Source organism: Azospirillum sp. A1-3 (assembly GCF_023806445.1).
Taxonomy (GTDB): Bacteria; Pseudomonadota; Alphaproteobacteria; order Azospirillales; family Azospirillaceae; genus Azospirillum.
Window position 1 is genome coordinate 140,592 of the sequence record NZ_JAMSLU010000002.1, and the last position, 16,171, is coordinate 156,762.

11 protein-coding genes and 2 pseudogenes are annotated in these 16,171 nt (G+C 68.3%); 4 read left to right on the forward strand and 9 right to left on the reverse strand.

What is annotated here, in order from left to right:
• Positions 1-92: 92 nt before the first annotated feature.
• The 3 genes from M5E06_RS14010 to M5E06_RS14020 are packed head-to-tail and all read left to right on the forward strand — an operon-like array spanning position 93 to position 3,549.
• Positions 93-1,043 (forward strand): ABC transporter permease, encoded by a 951-nt coding sequence (locus M5E06_RS14010; protein ID WP_252138679.1) that lies wholly within the window; start codon positions 93-95, stop codon positions 1,041-1,043.
• Positions 1,040-1,894, forward strand: a complete 855-nt coding sequence (locus tag M5E06_RS14015) for an ABC transporter permease (protein ID WP_252138680.1) — start codon at positions 1,040-1,042, stop codon at positions 1,892-1,894. Before M5E06_RS14010 ends, M5E06_RS14015 begins: the two co-directional genes overlap by 4 nt.
• Positions 1,894-3,549 (forward strand): ABC transporter ATP-binding protein, encoded by a 1,656-nt coding sequence (locus M5E06_RS14020; RefSeq protein ID WP_252138681.1) that lies wholly within the window; start codon positions 1,894-1,896, stop codon positions 3,547-3,549. Before M5E06_RS14015 ends, M5E06_RS14020 begins: the two co-directional genes overlap by 1 nt.
• Before the next feature lie 312 nt (positions 3,550-3,861).
• Here M5E06_RS14020 and M5E06_RS14025 read toward each other — a convergent pair.
• The 7 genes and pseudogenes from M5E06_RS14025 to M5E06_RS14055 form a co-directional block, all read right to left on the reverse strand.
• Positions 3,862-4,497: pseudogene (locus M5E06_RS14025) on the reverse strand (IS6 family transposase); the annotation flags it as partial.
• Between the two features lie 55 nt (positions 4,498-4,552).
• Positions 4,553-5,509: pseudogene (locus M5E06_RS14030) on the reverse strand (IS630 family transposase); the annotation flags it as partial.
• A gap of 377 nt (positions 5,510-5,886) precedes the next feature.
• Positions 5,887-6,876, reverse strand: a complete 990-nt coding sequence (locus M5E06_RS14035) for an IS110 family RNA-guided transposase (protein ID WP_502801980.1) — start codon at positions 6,874-6,876, stop codon at positions 5,887-5,889.
• Positions 6,877-7,016: 140 nt separating this feature from the next.
• On the reverse strand, positions 7,017-8,378 hold the full coding sequence (locus tag M5E06_RS14040; RefSeq protein ID WP_252138683.1) for an NAD(P)/FAD-dependent oxidoreductase: 1,362 nt from the start codon (positions 8,376-8,378) through the stop codon (positions 7,017-7,019).
• On the reverse strand, positions 8,375-8,683 hold the full coding sequence (locus tag M5E06_RS14045) for a (2Fe-2S)-binding protein (protein WP_252138684.1): 309 nt from the start codon (positions 8,681-8,683) through the stop codon (positions 8,375-8,377). Before M5E06_RS14045 ends, M5E06_RS14040 begins: the two co-directional genes overlap by 4 nt.
• On the reverse strand, positions 8,680-10,668 hold the full coding sequence (locus M5E06_RS14050) for a hydantoinase B/oxoprolinase family protein (RefSeq protein ID WP_252138685.1): 1,989 nt from the start codon (positions 10,666-10,668) through the stop codon (positions 8,680-8,682). The genes M5E06_RS14045 and M5E06_RS14050 overlap by 4 nt, the downstream gene beginning before the upstream one ends.
• Before the next feature lie 5 nt (positions 10,669-10,673).
• Complete coding sequence (locus tag M5E06_RS14055) at positions 10,674-12,722, reverse strand: hydantoinase/oxoprolinase family protein (protein WP_252138686.1); 2,049 nt, start codon at positions 12,720-12,722, stop codon at positions 10,674-10,676.
• Between the two features lie 257 nt (positions 12,723-12,979).
• Here M5E06_RS14055 and M5E06_RS14060 point away from each other — a divergent pair, with 257 nt between their 5' ends.
• Positions 12,980-14,110 (forward strand): NAD(P)/FAD-dependent oxidoreductase, encoded by a 1,131-nt coding sequence (locus M5E06_RS14060; RefSeq protein ID WP_252138687.1) that lies wholly within the window; start codon positions 12,980-12,982, stop codon positions 14,108-14,110.
• A 22-nt stretch (positions 14,111-14,132) separates the two neighbouring features.
• Here the strand turns inward: M5E06_RS14060 and M5E06_RS14065 are convergent, their stop codons facing one another.
• Positions 14,133-15,122: a DMT family transporter gene (locus M5E06_RS14065; protein WP_252138688.1), complete on the reverse strand. Its 990-nt coding sequence runs from the start codon at positions 15,120-15,122 to the stop codon at positions 14,133-14,135.
• Positions 15,123-15,158: 36 nt separating this feature from the next.
• Positions 15,159-16,082 carry a GNAT family N-acetyltransferase gene (locus M5E06_RS14070; RefSeq protein WP_252138689.1) on the reverse strand — a complete coding sequence of 308 codons (924 nt, stop codon included), beginning with the start codon at positions 16,080-16,082 and terminating at the stop codon, positions 15,159-15,161.
• Positions 16,083-16,171: the final 89 nt, after the last annotated feature.

A 16,171-nucleotide genomic window follows, 5' to 3' on the forward strand; every position in this document is an offset into this window, starting at 1 on the left:
GCTGTCCGACCGTCCCAACCCGCCGTGGCCCCTCTCGTCGCCGCCCAACCGGGCAAGCCCTCCGGGGGCGCCTCACCATGCGGAGGCCAGGCATGACATCACGCGTTCCCTCCCTCGTCCTCGGCCGGCTGCTCATCGCGCTGGTCACGCTGACCATCGTGTCCTTCGCGGTCTTCTTCGCCACCACGCTGCTGCCCGGCGATACGGCGACCATCCTGCTGGGTCAGGCGGCAACGCCGGAAGCGATCGCCGGCCTGCGCACCGCCATGCATCTCGACGAACCGGCCCTGCTGCGCTTCCTCTACTGGATCGGCGGGCTGTTCCAGGGCGATCTCGGCACCTCCTACGCCAACCATATGCCGGTGGCGTCGCTGATCGGCGGACGGCTGCTCAACACGCTAAAGCTGGCCGGCCTGACCACCCTGATATCGGTTCCCCTTGCGCTCACGCTCGGCATCACCGCCGCCATGTGGCGGCGCACGCTGTATGACCGCGTCGTCACCATCGCCACCATCGGCATCATCTCGGTTCCGGAATTCGTGGTTGCGACCTTGGCCGTCCTGGTGTTCGCGGTTTACCTGAAATGGCTGCCCGCCCTGTCCTTCACCTATCAGGTGGACAGCTTCTCCGGGCTGCTGCGGGCCTATGCCATGCCCGTCATCACGCTGACCTTCGGGGTTTCGGCGCAGATGATCCGCATGAGCCGGGCCGCCGTGATCGAAACGCTGAACACGCCCTATGTCGAGATGGCACTGCTGAAGGGCGCGTCGCGCCCCCGGCTGGTCCTGCGCCATGCCTTGCCCAATGCGCTCGGCCCGATCTCCAACGCGGTGGCGCTGTCGCTGTCCTATCTGGTGGGCGGCGTCATCATCGTCGAGACGATCTTCAACTATCCCGGCATCGCCAAGCTGATGGTTGACGCGGTGTCCACCCGCGACCTGCCGCTGATCCAGTCCTGCGCGATGATTTTCTGCGTAGGGTATCTGATCCTGATCACCGCCGCCGACATCGTCGCTATCCTGTCGAACCCGAGGCTCCGATGAAGACACACACCTCCACCGGCTCCCTCGCAACATGGTCCGGCTACAGGATCAATCCGGTAGGCCTGGTCAGCTTCTGCGTGGTTCTGTTCTGGGCGCTGGTTGCCCTGTTCGCCCCCTACATCGCCCCCCATTCGGTGGGGGACATGATCGACCTCGATTACTTCGGCCCGATGCGGCCAGGCCTGTGGCTCGGATCGGATTATCTCGGCCGTGACATGCTGTCCCGCGTCATTTTCGGAGCCCGCTACACCGTCGGCATCTCGCTGGCCGCGGTCTCCATCGCCTGCTTCACCGGCGTCGTGCTGGGCATGACCTCGGCCGTCCTGCGCGGACCGGTGGACATGGTGGTCAGCCGGGTGCTCGACGCCATGAACTCGATCCCCAGCAAGCTGTTCGGCCTGATGGTCGTGGCGGCGGTCGGATCGTCGATCCCGGTTCTGATCCTGACCCTGTCGGTCATCTATATCCCCGGAGCCTATCGCTTCAGCCGGTCGCTGGCGATCAACATCGACACGATGGACTTCATCATGGTCGCCCGCATCCGCGGGGAAAGCCTGCCCTACCTGATCGGGTCGGAGATTCTGCCCAACATCGTCGGTCCGGTTCTGGCCGATCTTGGCCTGCGTTTCGTCTTCATCGTGCTGCTGCTGTCGGGCCTGTCCTTCCTGGGGCTGGGTGTCCAGCCGCCCTACGCCGACTGGGGCGCGCTGGTGCGCGAGAACATCGGCGGCCTGCCCTTCGCGGCGCCGGCGGTGATCGTGCCGTCGCTGGCCATCGCCACCCTGACCATCAGCGTCAATCTGCTGATCGACAATCTTCCGCAGAAGATCCGGGATCGGAGTGCCTCCTGATGACGAACCTCGTCGAAATCCGCGACCTGACGGTCGAGGCGACCACCGATTCCGGCCGCTGGATCCAAATCCTGAAGGGCATCGACCTCGACATTGCCGCCGGCGAAACCGTCGCCTTCATCGGCGAAAGCGGGTCCGGCAAGACGACCGCCGCGATGACCCTGCTGGGCTACGCCCGTCCCGGCTGCCGGATTTCCGGCGGGACGGTGCGGGTCGACGGCCATGACATGGTGACCCTGTCGGAAAAGCAACGGGCGGCCCTGCGCGGCACGGTCGTGGCCTATGTGCCGCAGAGTGCGGCGGCCGCCTTCAACCCGGCGGCGACGATCATGGATCAGGTCATCGAGGTGACGCGGATTCACAATTTGATGCCGCCGGACGAGGCCCGCCGCCGGGCGGTCGCCCTGTTCCGCGCCCTGTCGCTGCCCAATCCCGACAGCATCGGCGACCGCTACCCGCACCAGGTGTCCGGCGGGCAGCTGCAGCGGCTGGCGGCGGCGATGGCCCTGATCGGCGATCCCAAGGTGGTGATCTTCGACGAGCCGACCACGGCGCTCGACGTCACCACCCAGGTCGAGGTGCTGCGCGCCTTCAAGGCGGTGACCACCAAGCGCCGGATCGCCTGTGTCTATGTGTCCCACGATCTTGCCGTCGTCGCCCAGATCGCCGACCGCATCATGGTGCTGCGCCACGGAGAGGTGCAGGAAACCGGCAGCGTCAACGATATCCTGACGCGCCCGACCCATCCCTACACCAAGGAATTGCTGCACGCCTTCCACCCCGACACCGGCGGGCGGGTTGCCGCGGCGGAAGCTTTTGCCACCGATTCCTCCCCGCTGCTGGAAATCAAGACGCTGAGCGCCGGCTACGGCCCGCCGCAGTCGAACGGGCTACCGCTGGCCCTCGCGGTCAAGGGGGTGAGCCTGCAGGTGAAGCGGGGCACCAACCTCGGCATCATCGGGGAGTCCGGCTGTGGGAAATCGACCCTGGCGCGCGCCATCGCCGGCATCCTGCCGGCCTGCAACGGCGACATCCAGTTCGACGGGCGGGAGTTGTGGCACAGCGCCCGCCAGCGCAGCCGCGAGCAGTTGCGCGACCTTCAGATCGTCTTCCAGCATGCCGATACGGCGCTCAACCCGGCCAAGTCGATCGAGGACATTCTCGGCCGCCCGCTGACCTTCTATCACGGCCTGCGAGGCAAGGCCCGCGATGCGCGGATCGACGCGCTGATGGACATGGTCCGCCTGCCCCGCGCCCTGCGTCACCGCCTTCCGGCGGAACTGTCGGGAGGCCAGAAACAGCGGGTGAACTTCGCCCGTGCGCTCGCCGCCGAACCGAAACTGATCCTGTGCGACGAGATCACCTCGGCCCTCGACACCGTCGTCGCGTCGACGATCATCGATCTGCTGAAGGAATTGCAGCGCGAGCTCGGCCTGTCCTATGTCTTCATCAGCCACGACCTGTCGGTGATCGAGGCGATCTGCGACGAGATCATCGTGATGTATCGCGGGCAGGCGGTCGAGACCATCATCCCCTCCGTCCGGCAGCAACCGCAGCACCCCTATTCGCAGCTGCTGTTCTCGTCTGTTCCGAAGCTGGATCCGAGCTGGCTCGACACGCTAGACATCGACGCCGACCGGATGCGGGTGGCCTGACCCGTCGGCTCGGCATTGTCACATCAACGATGGTGGCGTGTCGGTCGTGACGGTAACCTCGCGGAATGTTGCCGCTCTCGTACGCCCGCCACCAATTCCCGCCCGCGATTATCTGGACTTGAGACCGTCGCAAACCTGGGGGAGGGATGATACGGCGCTCCTATAGCAGCGGTCCGGGGGCGCGATGAAGTGGCGGGGGCACTGTCACGGGAACTGAGCCGGTGTGCAGAACACCCTCAGTTCGACGTTCGCTTGCGCGGCCGCGGTCGCGAATTGCCAGGCGGCCATGGCCTGCGCACGGAAGGTGCGCTAGGTGTGGCGGGAGACTAGATGTCGCTGAAGGTTGAAAGTGTTGTATACGGCGGCATGCAGAGAGACGAAGCGCTGGGCGGAACCCGCTGATTTGAACCGCTGCATTTTGCGCTCTCGTCGCCGCACCGGCTGGTGTGAGACCTCGGCGCGGTTGTTTGTTCGCCGCCCTTGTTCGTGGTGGGCGCTCAGACTGAGTTGGCGGAAGGCGGCCCCGTAGGACCGGAGCTTGTCGGTGGTGACCTGGGTGGGCGCGAAACCATGCTTCTTCAGCAGTTTACGCATCAGCTTGCGGGCTGCGGCCTTATCGCGCCGGCGCTGGACAAGCGCTTCCAACACCTCGCCTTCGTCATCGACAGCCCGCCACAAATACATCAGCTTTCCGCTGGCCCTAATCACCACCTCGTCCAGATGCCAGCGTGGGCTGGGCTTGGGCCGGAGGCGCAGCAGGTTGCCGGCGATGGCCGGCCCAAACTTCAGGACCCAGCGGCGGACGGTCTCGTAGGACACCTCCACGCCGCGTTCGGCCAGTAGCTCCTCGACATCCCGGTAACTCAGCGTGAAGCGGAGATAGAGCCCAATTGCATGCTGGATGATCGCGGGCGGAAACTGATGGCGGGCATACGAGAGCGACGACATCCCAGGAGGATAATGTCACGACTGGCGAGCCGCCACCATTCCCGTGACAATGCCCGTCGTGGTGATCGGCCACGGACTTGAAGACGCCGCGCCGGATGCTGCGGCGGGTGATGATGGAGAAGAAGCCCTCGACGGCGTTGATCCAGGATGCCGAGGTCGGCGTGAAGTGGAAGACCCATCGTGGATGATCGGCCAACCATTCCAGCACCTTGGGATGCTTGTGGGTGGCGTAGTTGTCGACGATGGCGTGGATCACCTTGCCGACCGGCACGACGCGCTCGACGGCGTTGAGGAACTTGATGAACTCCTTGTGGGTGTGCTTGGGCAGGCAGCGCCCCACCACGGTGCCGTCCAGGGTGTTCAGCGCGGCAAACAGCGTGGTGGTTCCGTTGCGCTTGTAATCGTGCGTCATCGTCCCGCACTTGCCGGGCTTCAGCGGTAAACCCGGCTGGGTGCGGTCAAGTGCCTGGATCTGGCTCTTCTCGTCGATGGACAGAACCACCGCATGGCATGGCGGGTCCATGTAGAGGCCGACGATGTCCTCCACCTTGGTGGCGAAAGCCGGATCGTTGGAGCGCTTGAAGGTACGGATGCGATGGGGCTGGAGGCGGTTGGCCTCCCAGATGCGCTGAACGGCACGCAGGCTGATGCCGATGATCTTGGCCACGGCTCGATCGGTCCAATGGGTGACGGCGCCGGGTGGTTCCGAACACGTCAGCGCCAGCACCTTGGCCACGGTGGCGGTCGGCAGAGGCGCCCGGCCGGGCTTGCGCGTCTTGTCGCGCAACAGCCCGTCGACGCCTTGTTCGGCGTAGCGCACTTGCCAGCGCCACACCGCCGGGCGGCTGACGTCGGCCCGACGGGCCACCTCCAGCACGGGCAGTCCCTCGGCCGAAAGCAGAACGATGTTCGCCCGTTGCGCATGTTTCAGCGGGCGATTGCGGTCAGCGAGGATCGCGGCCAAACGCACACGATCCTCCGCTCCAATGATGACGCTGACGGTCTGGGGCATGCCCCCAGAATCGCACGTTGTCCGCCCGCTGTGAATCCTATGTCTGTGTCAGTGCAATCTCATGTCCCGTTTCGAGGGCTATGGGCGCAGGTAGTCGTCTCCGGTTTAAGGCCGGATAGAAAGACGGTGAGACTGGCACGCATAGCAGGAGGCGGAGCAGTCGAGACGACAGCTGATCAAACTCTGATGCGCGGGTTGGTTACCGCAGGACCGTGTTCCGTCTCGGGGCTGCCTCGGTCTAGCAGCGGGCGTCGCAAAGCGGCCACATAGTGCACACGAGGGTTCCCCTGGCGCGCTCCGCCTCCAGCTATGCGCGACAGTCGTTGTCGCTGAGCCGATCTGTCCTCCTCTCCGTGTGTTCCCCTCATCTCCAGCGGTTAAGGGGCCTGGACCGGCTCCACTTCGCGGGCAATCGCCCAGGCGAAAGCGGCCATCTCCCGGGCGATCGCCGTGACCACCACGTTGTGGTTCTTTCCCGTGGCCGTAAGCGGCCGGAACCGGGCACACAGCCGTGTCTGAGCCTTCCAAGCGATACCCTGCACCGCCTTCGGCAGGCTCTCCAAACGGGCGCGGATCTCGTTGGTAACCCGCGCCGGCCAGCGGTAGCTCCACGCCCCTTCAATCAACACCCTGCGAGCCCGTGTATTGCCGGCCTTGGTGATGCCCTCACGCTGCACCTTACGGCCGCTGGAATGCTCCGACGGCACCAAACCAAGATACGCCATGAGCTGACGGGGACTGGCAAAGCGGCGGAAGTCGCCGATCTCTGTTGCCAGCACCACAGCCGACAGGAAGGCGACGCCGCGCATCGCCTGCAGAGCCTCGACCAATGGTCGCAATGTCCAGGACTGGGCGAGCTCCTCGATTTGCCCGTTCAGCCGATCTCGCCGTGTCTCGGCATCCGTCACGGTGTCAATCAATTCCTGGAGTACGATCTGCTGGGCCGGGTGCTCAAAGCGCTGGGTGGCCAGCCACCGGCGATGCGCTCCCGTCCATGGGCAGCGTCCGGTGAAGGTTCGGTTATGGCGCAGCAGGAAACTCTGCAACTGCTGACGGGCTCGGCGCACCATCTCCATTGCCGCGGTTCGCGCCCGGACCAGGTCGCGCATGGCTTCATGAGCCGCGTCGGGCACCCAGACCGCAGTGAGTTCGCCGGCACGGTGCAGCCGCGCCAAGGTCAGGGCATCGCGCCGGTTGGTCTTAACGTGATCGCCGCTGCGCACTGGAATGAGTGAAGGCGCAACCACCACGCACTCATAGCCAAGATCACTGATCTGCCGGTGCAGTTCATAGCCGCACGGCCCAGCCTCGTAGCACACGCTCAGCCGGCCGTGCTTGCCGGCCAGCTTTTCGACCAGCCGACGCACTGTTGATCATGGCCGGCAGGCCGGCATTGTCTGCTACGGTCGGGGCGACGATTCAGGACTGCGAGCAGGATGGGCGCCCCCCCTGTCCGAGCGGGATCGACCAAGCGCGGTTCCCCGGGAGGGAGGAGCTTCGCCGTCGTTCATTCCTGCTCCAGCCACTCACCTATCGCCGTCGGGCGGATCGGCGCTTGCGCACGCAGGCGCCCGGCCTCTCCGGCATGCGCAAGCCCGCTGGCGGACGCGATCAGGTCGGTCGCCGCGATCTGGCAATAGCGGCCCTGGCAGCGCCCCATCCCGGCACGGCCCAGCGATTTCACCCTGTTCGCCTCCGCCCCACCATAGACGGCGGTTTCCCGCACCGAACCGGCGGTGACCCCCTCGCAGCGGCACAGGACGGCATCGTCGGGCAGGGCGCGCAGCTGATCGGCCGGCCAGGGGAAGGCCCGCGCGATGCCGCGGGCGAAGCGGTCCAACCGGTCGAGCCGCTTCAGGTCGGCGGTGCCGTCGGGCCCCGGCAGGCCCAGGTCGGACAGGCAGGCGGAGGCGGCGAGCCGCCCGGCGACCTCCGCCCCGTCGGCCCCCAGCAGGCGCAAGCCGTCTCCAGCGAGATAGACAACGTCCCCGGCACGGCCCATCCGGTCGGCGCAGGGCAACCACTGCGCCCAGGTCGCGTCATAGGCGAACTGGCATCCGGCCAGATCGGCAAGCTGGGTTTCCGCCCTCAGATGCCAGCCCAGCCCGACTGCGTCGCAGGCCGTCCGCCGCGTCCGTCCATCCGCATCCTTCCAGCGGACCGCCGTCACCCCGGTGTTCGACGCCTCAATCGCCTCCAGGGCGACGCCGGCATGGTAGAGCCGCCCCAGCCGCGCCCTCATCGCCAGCCCTTGCAGGGCGAAGGACGGACGGACGGCAAGGTCTGGAAAGGCGGCCATCTGGCCGCGCAGACCGGCAGTGTCGAGAACCGCCGCGACCCCTGCTCCCGCCTTGAGGAGCTGCGTCGCCAGCAGGGTCAGCAGCGGCCCCGACCCGGCCAGCACAATCCGCCGCCCCATCGCGATACCCTGGGCCTTGAGCGCGATCTGCATCGCGCCGAGGCTGTAGACGCCGGGCGCCTGCCATCCCGGCACCGGGGCGAGACGGTCGGTCGCGCCGGTCGCCAGGATCAACCGGTCATAGCCGATCCGGCGGCTTCTGCCGTCCCCCACCGCGTGCAGCACCCCGCCGGCCAGAGCGACGACCGTATGACGCGGCAGATGGACGATGCGTCCCGCCGCCGCCAGCCCGTCGAAGGTGGTGTGCAGCGCCACCGCCTTGGCGGCCTGCGATCCGTAGAGCGTCCCCGGCGGACGGGTGAAGCCGTCGGGCGGGCGACGGTAGATCTGCCCGCCGGCCCGCGCGCCCTCGTCGATCACCGTCGGGCGCACCCCGGCCGCCGCCAAGGTCTCCGCCGCGCGGATCCCGGCGGGACCGGCGCCGACGATCACCACTTGCGGTTCGGTCATGGCCAATCCTCCCGCGTCCGAGTCAGCAGCCGCATGCCGTCGGCGACCGGAGTTGAACAGGCACGGATGCGCGGCCCCTGTTCCTGCCAGATCCAGCAATCCTGGCAGGCCCCCATCAGGCAGAAGCCGGCACGCTGTTCCGGGCCGAACTCCGCCTGCCGCAGCGCCGGGGCATTGATGAGGACCGCCGTCAGCACCGTATCGCCCGCCAGGGCCACGCGCTCCACGCCATCCAGGAGGAAGCGGACCGGCGCCCGTTCCGTTTCGGCCAGCCTGACCAGCCGGCCGCCAGCCATCCCGCTCATTCCGCCGCCTCCCGGGCCGGAGCCTTGGACCGCGGCATTTCGGGGAAGCGGGCATGGACCTCCTCGAGCGCGGCTTCCACCCCTTCGGCCCCGCCGCGGCCTCCCATACGACTGAAGATCTCGGTCTTGGCGAAGAAGCGCCAATGGATCGGCAAGCCGGCGAGGGTCCGCGTAAGCAAATCATAGGCGGCCGCCGTCCATTGCCGCTCGTATCCGTCGCGCTCGGGACCGTAATGGAAATGCCCGGTGCGGGCCGGCCGGGCCGCACGCAGCCGGTCGGTGGCGTCGGTGTCCAGGACCCCGTCGTGGATGACGACCCCATACTCCCGCTCCGCGGCCTCCAGCGAGACGTAGCCGCGGGCCACGTCGCGGGCCACCCGCCACGCCTCGCGCGTGAAGGGGTCGCCGCGGCCACCGCCGCCGGCCGAGCGGATGTCCAGCACGTCGCCCGGCTGCAGCACGGCGGTGTCGATGTTGCCCAGCCGCCGTTCCCCCGGCGTGCCGGGATTGACCACCATGTCCGACAGCCCGGCCGCCCGGCCGCCCAGCACGCCCCAGGGGCGGAAGAAGCCACGGTCGCGGTTGCGCGCGGTGATCCGGGTGTCGGGGGAGAAGACGCGGAAGGCCATGTGGGTGGCGAGACCGCCGCGCCAGCGCCCGGCCCCGCCGCTGTCGGTCGCCAGCCCGTAGCGGACGAACTCCACCGGGGTTTCCATCTCGGTGATCTCGATCGGCGTGTTCTTCAGATAGGCGGCGTCCGCTCCCGACCCGTTGGTACCGTCGCGGTGCGGCATCCCGCCGCCGCCGCCGACCACCGGGTTGACCGCGGCGATGATGCGGTTGCCGTTCCGCTCGTCGGTGGTCATCACGTTGACGATGCAGTTGTTGCCGGCCGGCGCCGCCGGAAGACGCTCCGGCACCGCCTGGGAGAAGGCGCCGAAGATGACCGAGCGCAGCCGCGCGCAGGTCAGCGACCGCATGCCCACCGCCGCCGGGAAGACCGGGTTCAGGACCGTCCCTTCCGGAGCGATGCAGGTGAAGGGCCGGGTCAGGCCGGTGTTGAGCAGGATTTTCGGGTTGAGGGTGTAGAGGACGTAATAAACCCCGACCAGCAGGATGGTGTGGCGCGGATCGCCGCCCGACGGCACGTTGAGCGAGGATGCGAGCTGCGGGTCCGATCCGGTGAAGTCCAGGACCGCCTCGTCCCCCTGGATGGTCAGGGTCAGTTTCAGACGGCAGGGATTGGCCGTGACGGAATCCTCGTCGGCATAGTCGGCGAACTCCCATCGTCCGTCGGGCATCGCGCGCAGAACGTCGCGGGCCTGCGCCTCCGCATGGTCCAGCAGCGCATCGACGCCGTCGAGGAAGGCGGTCTTGCCGAACTTCTCGACCATGGCGAGGATCTTGCGCTCGCCGGTGTTCAGCGCGCCGACCAGCGCCTTGATGTCGCCGATGTTCAGGTCGGGCTTGCGGACATTGGTGGTCATGATCCGCAGGATCTGCTCGTCGAAAACCCCTTCGCGGACCAGCTTCATCGGCGGGAAGCGGATGCCCTCCTGATGGATTTCAGTCAGCCCCCGCGACAGCGAGGCCGGGACGGCACCACCCATGTCGGTGTTGTGGATGTGCCCACCGGTCCAGGCGATGATCTCCCCGTCGTAGAAGACCGGCTTCCACAGATGGGTGTCGGGGGCGTGGGTCGCGACGAAGCCGGAATAGGGATCGTTGGTGAAGGCGACGTCGCCGGGCCGGTAATCCTCGATCATGTCGATGGCGCGGCCGTAGGTCAGGCCCGGATACCAGGTCGCCCCCAGTTCCATCGGCACGCCGAAGGTCTCGCCCCGGCGGTTCAGCAGCATGACGGTGAAATCCTCCGTCTCCTTGACGAAGGCGGAATGGGCGGTGCGCTGGAGCGTGTGGGCCATGTTCTCGGCTGCCGAGCGCGCATGGTTCGCCAGAACCTGAAGCTTCATACGGTCAAACACGGCGATCACTCCGCAAAGGTCAGGTGGAGGTTGAGGTGCGCATCGACGCGGGCCGCGGTGCCGGCCGGGATGGCGAAGGTGGTATCCTCCTGGGCGACGATGGCCGGCCCCTGGAAGCGCGCGCCGGCCTGGAGATCCGCGCGGCGGTACAGCCCGACCGGGGTCACGATGCCGCCGGTGAAGACCGGAACCGTCCGCTCCGCCGACGCGGCACGCGGCTCCTCCGACGCGGTGGGGAAGTGCAGCGCCGGACCGTTGCCGATGGCCGACAGGCGCAGATTGACGATCTCGATCCGCCCGTCCGGGTCGTGGAAGTCGTAGAGACGCGCATGCGCCGCGTGGAATGCGGTGGCGATCGCGCCGGGATCGTCGCCCTCCAGCCAGGAGGGGTCCAACGGCGTCTCGATCTCATAGCTCTGGCCGGCATAGCGCATGTCGGCGACGATCCTCAGCTCGGCCGCGCCGGAATGGCCCTGGGCGGCGAGCCAGTCGCGCCCCTCCGCACCCATCGCGGCGAAGGCTTCGCGCAGAACCGGCATCAGTGCGGAGGACAGTTCCGCGAACAGGGTGCGGACGAAGTCGCCGCGCAGGTCGGCGACCAACCCACCCAGCGCCGACACCACGCCCGGCCAGCGCGGGGCGACGACGCGTGGCATCCCCAGTTCACGCGCCAGGAAAGTCCCCAGCATCGGCCCGCCGCCGCCGAAGGGCATCAGCGCAAAGTCCCGCACGTCGACACCGGCGCGCGCCGCCATCTTCTCGACCTCAGCGAACATTTCCGACACCGCGACGTCGAGGATTGCCTGGGCGGTGGCCTCCACCGAACGGCCCAGCTCGTCGGCCAGCCGCCGGACGGCGGCGCGGGCAAGATCGGCGTCCATCCGCAGCTGCCCGTAGGCCATCTGGCTGTGGCCGAGCCAGCCGCACACCACCATGGCGTCGGTCACCGTCGCCCATTCGCCGCCACGGCCATAGCAGGCCGGACCCGGCGTCGATCCGGCGGACTCCGGGCCGACGCGCAACACGCCCTGCCCGTCGACGCTGGCGATCGACCCGCCGCCGATGCCGATGGAGCTGACCGACACCGACGGGATGTGCAGCGGAAACTCGCCGATCATCTCGCCGGTGCCGAACTGGGCCTGACCGTCGATGATAAGGGCGAAATCAGCCGAGGTGCCGCCGATGTCGAGCGTCAGGATGCGCGGCTCTCCCGCCTGCCGGGCCAGCCACGCCGCGCCGTTGACGCCCGAGGCGGCACCGGACAGCAGCATGTGCACGCAGGCCCGCTTGCCCTCCGCCGCGTTCATCACGCCGCCGTTGGACTTGGTCAGCAACGGACGGGCAGGCACCCCGCGCCCGGCCAGCCGCTCCTCCAGCGCCGACAGATAGCCGGAGATACGGGGATGGACATAGGCGTTCAGGATCGCGGTCGTCGTCCGCTCATACTCGCGGATCACCGGCCAGACCTCGGCGGAGGTGAAGACGAACAGGTCGGGAGCCAGCCGGGCGATCTCCTCCTTCACCGCGGTTTCATGGCCGCCGTCGCGCCAGGAATGGAGGAAGCCGACGACGACGCCCACCGCTCCCTTGGCCTTAAGGGCGGCCACGGCGTCGGTGACAGCCGCCATGTCGGGAGCCTTCCGCTCCGTCCCGTCGGACCGCAAACGGGCGGGAATGCCGAAGATCATGTCGCGCGCCACCAACTGGTCGGGGCGCGAGCAGAACAGCGAATAGGTATCCGGCATGCGCAGCCGGGCGAGTTCGATCACATCCTCGAAGCCTGCGTTGGTCAGCAGCGCTAGGGGCGCGCCCTTGCGCTGGATGACCGTGTTCATCCCCACCGTCGTGCCGTGCACGAAGCGGGTGACGGCGCCCGGGTCCATCCCCTCGCGCTCGGCCAGCAGGGTCAGTCCGGTCATCAGCTCCGCACCGGGATCGTCCGGCGTCGTCAGCACCTTCAGCGACGCCACCCGGCCCGACCGGGTGTCGAGTGCGCAGAAATCAATGAAGGTCCCGCCGATATCGACCCCGACCTTCCAATCGGCCTCACCCATGCCCCCGTCCATCTTCGCTCCCTTCGGCAAATCAGCCAATGCCTGTGTTGGGCAAAAGCTGACATGGCGGGACGAGGGCGGTCTAAGACCCAATGAAAGCAAACGCATAAGGCGGACTTATGCACCGGGCCTCCAATGGCTCGATCCATAGCCCGGCCTTATGGGATCATGCCCAACCCGTCTTTGACCCGCCCGTCCGTCCTGGGCAGCCTGACCGATGGGGCGGAGCCGCGTCCGCCCGCATATGGGAGAGGTCGATGAGGGTTATCGTGCTGGGCGGCGGGTTGATGGGATCGGCCGCCGCCTTTTTCCTGGCCCGGCGCGGACTGCGCGTCACGCTGCTGGAGCGCAACCGCGTCGGCTCGGGCGCCACCGTGGCGTCCTTCGGCAACATCCGCCGCAGCGGGCGCTATCTGCCGCAGCTGCCGCTCGCCCACCGCTCGCGGGCGCTGTGGGGCGAGGCGGAGCGGCTGCTGGGCCGCGACGTGGAGTTCCGCGCCACCGGCCATCTGCGGCTGGTGTTCGACGAGGATGGCCTTGCCGACATGCGCCGCTACATCGCCGACGCCCGGCCCTGGGGGCTGGAACTCGAAGAGCTGACGCCGCCGGAAATCCGCCGCCGCTTTCCGGGGCTGGGGCCGGGCGCCATCGCCGCCTCCTTCTCGCCGCAGGACGGCAGCGGCAACCCGCGCCTGATCGCCCCCGCCTTCGCCGACGCCGCCCGCCGCCTGGGGGCCGAGATCGTGGAAGACTGCGGTTCGGTGGAGGTGTCGGCGACGGGTTCGGGGTTCGAAGCGGTGACGCAGCGGGGCCGCTTCACCGCCGACTGCCTGCTGAACGCCGCCGGCGCCTGGGGGGCCCGCGTCGCCGCCGGCTTCGGCGAGCCTGTGCCGATGTCGGCCTACGGGCCGCAGATGGGCGTCACCGAACCCTTGCCGCACAGGATCCTGCCGGTGGTGGGCATGTGGTCGCGGGCGGGCGGGGATGGCTATCTGCGTCAGGTGGAGCGCGGAAACATCGTCTTCGGCGGAGCGGCGGAGCGCGTGGCGGTGCCGCTCGACCCCGGTCACGCCAAGGCGGACCCGGCGAGGCTGCCTGGGCAGTTGCGCGGCCTGATCCGGCTGCTGCCGGCCATCGCCGATGTCACGGTGATCCGCACCTGGTCGGGCTGCGAGGGCTATGTCGCCGACAAGCTGCCGGTGATGGGGCCGTCGGCGACGACGCCGGGATTGTTCCACGCCTTCGGCTTCAGCGGCCACGGCTTTCAACTCGGCCCCGGCGTCGGCGACGTGATGGCGGAAATCATTGCCACCGGGCGCACCGACACGCCGCTGCAGGATTTCCGCATCGACCGTTTCCAGACCGCCGACCTGACCGGGCCGACCTGACCGGGCCGATCCGGCCCGCGCTTCAGCGCGCGGGCCGGAGGGCTTCGGACCGGGTGGTAAACCGGCCGGCCACGGGGATGACCAGCGCCGAGGCGGCGATGACGAAGGCGCCGGCTAGACTGGCCGGAGACGGTAGCAGGCCAAAGATCGCCGCGTCGAGGATCAGCGCCCACAGCATGGCGGTGTAGTCGAAGGGCGCCTGGGTCGAAACCGGCGCGCGGGCCATCGCCTCGGTCATGGTGATGTGCGCCAAGCCGCCGGTGACGCCTGCGCTGACCAGATAGGCCAGCGAGTGGCCCGTCGGGGCGCTCCAGCCGAACGGCATGCTCGCCAGACCGCCGAGCGCGCAGAGCAGGGCGAAGTAGAAGGCGATGGTCCCCGGCGCTTCGGTGGCGGTCAGCGTTTTGATTTCGACCCGCCCGGCGGCGGTCGCGACGGCCATGGCCAGCCCGGCCGCCACCCCGATGATGGTGTTCCGATCCAGCGCCGGCCCTTCGAAGGCGGGGGCGAGCATCAGGACCACACCCGCGAAGCCGGTCAGCGCCGCACCGATGGCGACGGCACCCGGCCGCTCCCGCAGGAACAGCATGGCGGCCGGGACCGCGAACAGCGGCGCCAGGAACCCCAGCGCCGTCGCCAGGGCCAGCGGCAGATAGGCCAGCGAAATGAAGGAGAGCACCATCGCCGCGCCGCCATACAGGTTGCGCTTCAGATGGCCGACCGGCTGCCGTGTCTTCAGGGCCGAGGGGAATTGCCCGCGCCACATCAGATAGGCGACGATCGGCGGCAGGGCGAAGGCGCTGCGGTAGAAGACGATCTGTCCGATCGGCGCCTCGGCGGTGGCCAGCCGGACGAACAGCGACATCACCACGAACAGCCCGGCCGACACCAGCCGAAGCAGCACGCCGCTGCGGATGCCGGAGGGGGATGGTTCGGGCGCTGGTTCTGGCAGAGGTTTGGACGAAGACACGGACTGGGGGCCAGCGGAGGGTTCCGGCGTCTGTCCCGGCATGATCGGCACATCCTTATTGGTAAAGCCGGTGGCGGCTCAGCCCAGGGCCTGGGTGGCGAGCGCGTAGGTGACGGGACGGTCCGGCGCCCGCGTCGACGGATCGGTCAGCGGCGCCCCCAGCGACATGGTCAGAACCGTGTCGTGGATCCGCAGCCCCGACCGCGCGACGAACAGCGGGAAGGCCCCTTCGTCCAGATGGGTGTCCAGACGCAGGAAGCGGCCGTCATGCTCGTCGACATGAGGCTGGACAACGGCGACCGCGTCCTCGTCCGTTCCGGCGACCACCGGACCGACGACATGGCCGCGGCCGAAGGGACGGCAGAGGGCGAAGGCCGCCAGCTTGCCGTCACGCTCCAGCCCATAGCCGACCGACTGCTTGAACAGCCGCGCGATCAGCCCGGCCCGCGAGGTTCCGAAGGCGCGCTCGTCCAGCGCCGTCACCGCGGCGAGATCCGCCGCCTCCAGGCGCCGCACCGCTCCCTCCGTGGGTGGCTGGTCGCCGCGCCGCGCCTCGCCCTGGCACTGGAACACGGTCCGGTGGCCGATGAAGCCGAGCGAGCGGTACAGCGCCAGCGCCGCCCGGGTGGCGTTGAGCCGGTAGGTCCGCCCGGCCGACGCCGACAACACCCGCTTCATCAGCCATTCGCCGACCCCCAGCGATTGCAGCCGGGGCGAGGTCATGACCATGCCGATGGTCGCGAAGTCGTCGCCATGGGGAAACCACATCGCCGACGCCAGGACGCGGTCGATCTCGTCAAGGGCGACGAAGCCGTGGCCGACCTCGCGCGCGAACTGCCAATCCTCCGCACGGTGCGGCCAGCCGACCGAGATCGACAGCGCCTGCAGGCGTTCCAGATCGATGTCGGCAACGTCGGCCATCCGCACGTCGAAGGCGTCGACCGTCAGAGAGGGCGATAACGCACCGTCCCCCGCTCCATCCGCATGCCCGCGTTCGCTCAAAGCTGCCTCCTCCCTGGAGTTTCCATAGCGTGAGGCGGTGCGCCTATGGGTCAACCGGTATGCCTGAGCCACCCACCGCTCCCCCAGAC